The sequence below is a fragment of the Streptococcus infantis genome (assembly GCF_047460685.1).
Taxonomy (GTDB): Bacteria; Bacillota; Bacilli; order Lactobacillales; family Streptococcaceae; genus Streptococcus; species Streptococcus infantis_AD.
In genome coordinates, this window is the sequence record NZ_JASHFS010000033.1 from 1 (window position 1) to 7,340 (window position 7,340).

At 43.2% G+C, this 7,340-nt stretch carries 1 protein-coding gene; it reads right to left on the minus strand.

What is annotated here, in order from left to right:
- On the minus strand, window positions 1–6,676 hold a 6,676-nt coding region (locus QM917_RS10455; RefSeq protein WP_414285713.1), incomplete at its 3' end, for an accessory Sec-dependent serine-rich glycoprotein adhesin.
- Window positions 6,677–7,340 lie beyond the last annotated feature (664 nt).

The window sequence follows — 7,340 nt, forward strand, 5'->3', positions numbered from 1 at the left end:
ACGCTGACTCAGATGCTGATGTTGATGCACTTGTGCTTGCTGATTCAGATGCTGAGGTGCTTGCACTTGTTGACGCTGATTCAGATGCTGATGTCGACGCGCTTGTTGACGCTGATTCAGACGCTGATGTGCTTGCACTTGTGCTTGCTGATTCTGACGCTGATGTTGATGCGCTTGTGCTTGCTGATTCAGATGCTGAGGTGCTTGCACTTGTTGACGCTGATTCAGATGCTGATGTCGACGCGCTTGTTGACGCTGATTCAGATGCTGATGTCGACGCGCTTGTTGACGCTGATGTCGATGCACTTGTTGATGCTGACTCAGATGCTGATGTCGATGCACTTGTTGACGCTGACGTGCTAGCCGACGTACTTGCGCTTGTGCTTGCTGACTCAGAGGCTGATGTGCTTGCACTTGTGCTTGCTGATTCAGACGCTGAGGTGCTTGCACTTGTTGACGCTGATTCAGATGCTGATGTCGACGCGCTTGTTGACGCTGACTCAGATGCTGATGTTGACGCGCTTGTTGATGCTGACTCTGACGCTGATGTCGATGCACTTGTTGATGCTGACTCAGAAGCCGATGTGCTTGCTGACTCTGACGCACTTGTCGATGCTGACTGACTAGCTGATGTGCTTGCGGATTGGCTCGCACTGGTTGACGCTGACTGACTTGCAGACGTGCTGGCTGATTGGCTTGCACTTGTCGATGCTGACTGGCTAGCTGATGTGCTGGCTGATTGGCTTGCGCTTGTTGAAGCACTTTGGCTTGCTGACGTGCTGGCTGATTGGCTTGCACTGGTTGACGCTGACTGGCTAGCTGATGTACTTGCTGATTGACTTGCGCTTGTTGAAGCTGACTGGCTAGCTGACGTGCTGGCTGATTGACTCGCACTTGTCGATGCTGACTGGCTAGCTGATGTACTTGCTGATTGACTTGCGCTTGTCGATGCTGACTGGCTAGCTGACGTGCTTGCTGATTGGCTTGCACTTGTCGATGCTGACTGACTAGCTGACGTGCTTGCTGATTGGCTCGCACTTGTCGATGCTGACTGACTAGCTGATGTGCTGGCTGATTGGCTCGCACTGGTTGACGCTGACTGGCTAGCTGATGTGCTTGCTGATTGGCTCGCACTTGTCGACGCCGACTGGCTAGCTGAGGTGCTTGCTGATTGACTTGCGCTTGTTGAAGCACTTTGGCTTGCAGACGTGCTTGCTGATTGGCTCGCACTTGTCGATGCTGACTGACTAGCTGATGTGCTTGCTGATTGACTTGCGCTTGTTGAAGCACTTTGGCTTGCAGACGTGCTTGCTGATTGGCTTGCACTGGTTGACGCTGACTGGCTAGCTGATGTGCTGGCTGATTGGCTCGCACTGGTTGACGCTGATTCAGAGGCCGATGTGCTTGCTGATTGGCTCGCACTGGTTGATGCGGATTCAGACGCTGACGTGCTTGCTGATTGGCTTGCACTTGTTGATGCTGACTGGCTAGCCGATGTACTTGCTGATTGACTTGCACTGGTTGATGCTGACTGGCTAGCTGATGTACTTGCTGATTGACTTGCGCTTGTTGAAGCTGACTCAGATGCACTGGTCATTGCACTTACTGATGCACTGGTTGAAGCAGACACTGACGCACTGGTTGACGCTGATGCTGACTTATGATCCGAATCTGACAAGTCAGGAGTTACTGTGTTTTTTGTTCCGTCTTTGTAGGTAATCGTTACAGTTCCATTGCTAGCAATCTCGTACGATTTAATACGGAAATCTGACTCAGGGTTGACTGTCTTCACTGCAGCAAGAATCTTCTTAAGATCATCTGGTGTCAATGAAGTTAAATTAGAAACTTGGATAGCACTACTTGGTTTAATACCTGGGAATTTTTCATTCAATTTTCCTTGTGCAACTACAGTCGTTACTCTACCCGTATTATCTGATAAATCTGTAGCACTAGTTCCACGAGTCCATCTATTACCATCTGCATACTGTACATTTTCCCCATAAGTAGCAGTGTACTCTAGGACTTTTGGATTTGTTGTTGAAGCTTCAGTGGTAATATCCTTAATTCCTAGTGCATCATCATCTGAAGAATAACCAGTTTGGAAAATACGACTGATATCAGAAGTTCCATCGTTTAATTTCAGAGTTTTAATCTTACCACTATTATCTTTAGCAGTTAAAACAACTTTAATCTTGTCGCCTGCGAAGACTTCGTAACCGCTGACTCCTGGGCGAACATTATTCTTAATCGTTTGTTTTTCCCATTGGCCAGTCTTATCATTCTTAATATAAAGTTCAAAAATTACTTCAGGTCCTACAGTTTCCTTGGTAATCGTTGCAGTCGTTGTAGCCGAACTCAAGGTTTCAGTTCCACCACTTGGAAGTGTTACTGTTTTTTCTTGCTTAGCTGTCACATCTCTAGTCGGAAGGAGACCATTGTTGCCATCGTAAGCTTTTTGTAGTTCTGCAGGTTCAAAGGTAACACTTGATTCGTTATCTTTAGCTGTCTTGGTAAATGTATGCCCAGCTAAAGTCAAGGTTACAAGAGCTCCAGGTGTGACATTGGTCACAACAATTGAACGATTTGGCAAACCACCTGTTTCGTTGGTAGAAGCAACTGAGATAGCTGGCGCTTGCGGATTAACTGTATAAGTGATTGGAACACGCTGTTTGACACGTGTACCTGTACCATCTGCTGGCAATTCAACTTCTACATCTTTTGTAAATCGACCTACAGTTGAAAGATCTGGGGCACCATCCACCCAAGTAAAGTTAGTCTTGTTAGCATCGTAATCAGGGCTTCCTGTCACCTTGGTGATAGAGTCTTTTGGATTTGCAACAACTTGTTGATACGTAGCATCGCTTGTCTGTCCCTGAGTAAAGTTATAGGAACGTTTAGACTCAAATTTGTACACATTATGAACAATATCTACAGTCTTGCTGAGCAATTTCGCGCTATCTGTTTCACCCAGACGCCCTTTTGGATATGTAAAGATTAATTTAAAGCGATGCTGCCCAACTTCTGCTGTATTGATTGGACTAGCTGACGAGCGAGTTCCATCTCCTTTTTCCCATGTTTGACTAGATCCTCCTGGGAACCAGTGACTACCAAGTTTTTTAATGTAGTCAATCCAGCTTGTTCCATTATGAGGAGTCGTTCCTTGTATATCATTGATTGGATCTTTTGCTTCGATAGAAGCCATAGTACTATAAGTTACAGTAACATCATCTGTAGATCCATCTGGGTATGTGACTGTTGCTACAGCTGTTTTATTATCCCCAGAGTCAGTTGTGTCAATTGGTGTCTTCCAAGTAACAGTGGTACCTTGTGGTAATTGCTTACCACCTTGAAGCTGAACAAAGTTAGCCGCATTTGACAAATCATCTGCTGTTTCACCTACATAAGTATAGACCGTTGATGCCTTCGCTACAGCAGTATATTTATCAGTCTGGCTTTTGATTACAAATTTGACATAACCATTGTCGGTTATACCGTTTTTTGCATGGTTACTATCAGAGGTGTTTTGGTCATCTGTTGCCATTAAATAGCGTTCAAATGATGCTAACGGTACATTTTTTGCTAGAGTGCCTGTAAGGGTAATCTTTGCATCCGCCTGATCTGTCAAATTTGTGATTGGAGTTGAACGATTGAGACCGGTATATCCTGCATAGTTTGTACCATTAGCATTGTCAGCTGTACCTTGCATTTCAAACTTCAATGAAGAAATCTTGCCAGAATCATCAGTTGCTCTAAAGGTTACATTAACTTCTTCCCCACGGTATAGATAGATTTCCTTAGTTGTAGCATTATCATAATGAATCTCCAGTTTTGGTCGTTCATTGACTGTAACATCTCGAGAAATAGTATTGCTTGTTAAATCCTTATAAATAATCTTTGCAGTTCCATCGCTTGCAACTTCAATGTCTTTGATGCGGTGAACTGTCTTATCATTCTTAGCGTAGATGGCAGTCTTGACATCTGTCTTTTCGTTATCTGTTAAACTGTTTTTATTTACTACAGGTGTAAAGTCAGGATTTGTTACTTTAAGACGGTCTTTCAGTTGTCCTTGGGTGATACGAACATTGCCAGTACCATTCACTCTGTTGAAGTTGCCTACTTGGTCAGTTGCAACTGCATTCCGTTGCCAAGTATGTCCTGAGTTCCACTCCAGATTATCATTCATATGAGCGTCGACTGTGATAGTCGCAGGACTTTCTGGCGTAGCTGTGATATTTCCTGTCAAGAGCCCTACAGTTCCTGTACCATAGTTAGAACCTTCAAAGTAGTTTTCTCTCAACCCTGGTTGGTTCCCATCTGCTCTAGGTACAATCTTGAACTCTCTTAATTTACCACTATTATCAGTCGCAGTAAATTTAACGGTGAAATCATCACCTGCATAGACAATATGTTCCATCCCACGACTAGAGTCGGGACTTTGAGTAGCTGTAATCTGCTGACCACCACGTGTCACGGTTACAGCAGGTACAGGCACCTCAGTTTCCGCTCTTACGTTAGCTCGAACGACATCCACAGTGTTATCACGATAAGTAATAGTGATTTCACCCGTATTAGACACCGTTATTTCATGATTACCTTCAGAATTTTTCTTGTAATCAGAACTGTTGAGGATAGTGGCATTTTTACTATTGTTCCTAAAGTTTGCAAGGATTTGAGTTTTCTCAGTCTCGCTCAAGGCAGATGGATTGTTAACCGTAACAGTATCACCACTCACAGGCTCGTGACGCTCATTGAATCCTCTGATATGAAGAGTCATACGTGCCGTAGTTTGTTGATTGTCAGTATCTGTTACAACATATTCAAGAATGTGCGCACCAGTAGCATATGGCTTCCATGCTCCATTGTCTCGACCAATGGTACCTTGCATATTTACCGTATAACTAGTTGGATAATAGGCAAATCTACCATTCTGATAAACACCGAAATCCCCGACGACACCTCTTGCATTTCTTGGATAATTAGGTGCAGTTAAGCCAGTGATGATTGTATTATTAGGTCCTGCAGCTAATGTTCTCAACCCCTTGTCATCACTCATTGGCATGTTGATTGTGGTAATAGAGTCATCATTATAATAAGTGACCTCTTGAGGCAAACTAATGGTAGGTGGCTTAGATGTTGCACGGTTATTACCTGCTTCACCAGTCGTAACGGTTGAGCTCATTGAGCTACTATAATTTCCAGAAGTGTTGGCGCTTGTAAACGGTTGACTACTTGTCGCCACTTGAGCATTCAAAGTAGCTGCGTTAGAACGATTGTTTACCGTCGCATACACCAATATAGTCGCTTCAAGGTTTCTATTCAAATCATGGTGCTTGTTGAATACATACTCATTACCAGAACCACCACGTTTTTCCATTGGTTGTCCATTGAAAAGAACACGAGTGATGGTTGTGTTTCTATCCACCTGCGCGATCAGACCTGCGTAATTAAGCGGACTCTGCGAATGCATTTTGATTTTCCAGACAACCTCACGATTAGAACTTGAATAACTACCTTGTTCAAGTTGAGCTGTGGTGTGATTGTTTACCGCAATCGGAGAAATACCTCGGAGATTTTCTCCCGTTGCCATTGGTTGTCCATTACGGCTATCACGTTGGCCAGAGGTTGCACGTGAAACCGCATTGGCGATAGAGTTGCGAGCTGAAGTAGCTGTCTTGACAACTGTTCCTAGGTCAGCGTTTGGATCCTTGAGAGTAGACTCAATCTCAGCAATAGCAGATTTCACCTTAAGAATGGCTGAGCTTGTATCTGGAAGGTCCACGGCTTTAGCCAGGTATTCTCCCATTTCTGCTGAAAGGGCTGCCAGTTTCTTACGGTCTTCTGCTTGCTTTTTAGCGCTTGTTTCTGCTATCGTTGTCGCAGCAAGAGTCGCTGTTGTCGTAGCTGTCAAACTCGCATTTTGACTTGTAAAGTTTTCTGCAGTTGAAAGAGAACTAGAAAGATCAGGATTGACCTGAACATTGCTAGCGTCTACTGTAGTTCTTGATACTCTGTCGTTACTGATAGTGTTTTCGCTAGAAACCCTTTGTGAACCTTCTACATGCGAAGTCTCAGAGTGAGAACTGCTTGCAACAGTTGAAGCACTATCTGATGTTGAAGCAGAATCGTTCAATGAAGACGAGGTGCTAGCTGAAGTTGAAGATGAAACACTGGTGCTCGTGCTAGCTGAGGTCGAAGCACTTACGGACTCAGATAGACTTGTTGAGACTGAGGTCGAGGCACTTGTAGAATCTGATAGCGAGATGCTCTCACTGATAGAGTTAGATGTTGAAACAGACGTTTGCTGCTCCTCATCCTTATTGACAGTTCCCAAAACAACCTGATCAGAATTCACTAGATTGTCAGTACCATCCACGACTTTCTCTACAGCCAGCTGTTCATTGGCATGGACTTGCGTATGAGTGGCAACTCCACCACCAACAACAGCCCCCGCGGCAGCTATCCCCTTGAGGACATCTATCCCAGTTAAAGAAGTTGAGACACGATCTTCCACAACTTCAGTTGTCACCTGAGCAGTATCAATACCACCACGAAGAACCTTAAATAGCCCGAATAAAGACGTTGAGGCACGCAACCAATGTTTCCCTGACTTAATCAGTTTGTATCTAGTTACACGATCGGTTTCTCGATACTCTCCTTCTTGACGTCTAAAAAACATGTTTTTTTCTCCTTGAGTTCATTTTTTATAAAAAAACTAAATACCAAAACATTCTTAAGATACACAGTCATGTTACATGGATATTTTCTCTTTTTTCACCCTGACAAGCACTGGTGTACTCTTAAAAAATTTTGATATAGAGCTCAATCTATAACACCTTATTATAGCACATTAGAGCCTGCTTTGTCCAAAGATTTGTATAAAAAATATATTAATACAAATGACTTGTTCTTTTTGTAGATTTTACCTGAATTTAAGATTCTTTTTTTATCCAATAATCATCTGTTTCCCTTTAAAAAATAAAATATTATTGTAAAAATTCAGTAGGATGAAATAAAATATAAACAAATTGACCAGAAAGAAAAGTCAGATCAATTTCTAGCAATGTTTTAAAACCCGTAGCGTACTATTCTAGGTTCAATCTACTATATATCGAATCATCGCTCCATCAAAAAAAAAGCCGCCTGATTAGCTGACCTGACACATAGCAGTTTAGTTATTTGGGTTAATATTAGCGAGCCAAGTCGGTTGGCTCGCTTCAGATTGAAGACAAAGTCCTTAGAACTCAAGTTTCTAAGGGCTTTTCTTTGTGTAAAGTCGTATAATAGAGGTAAGAAGAGTTGTGAGGTAATCCCTATGTTTCACAAAGAAAAACCTGATTATA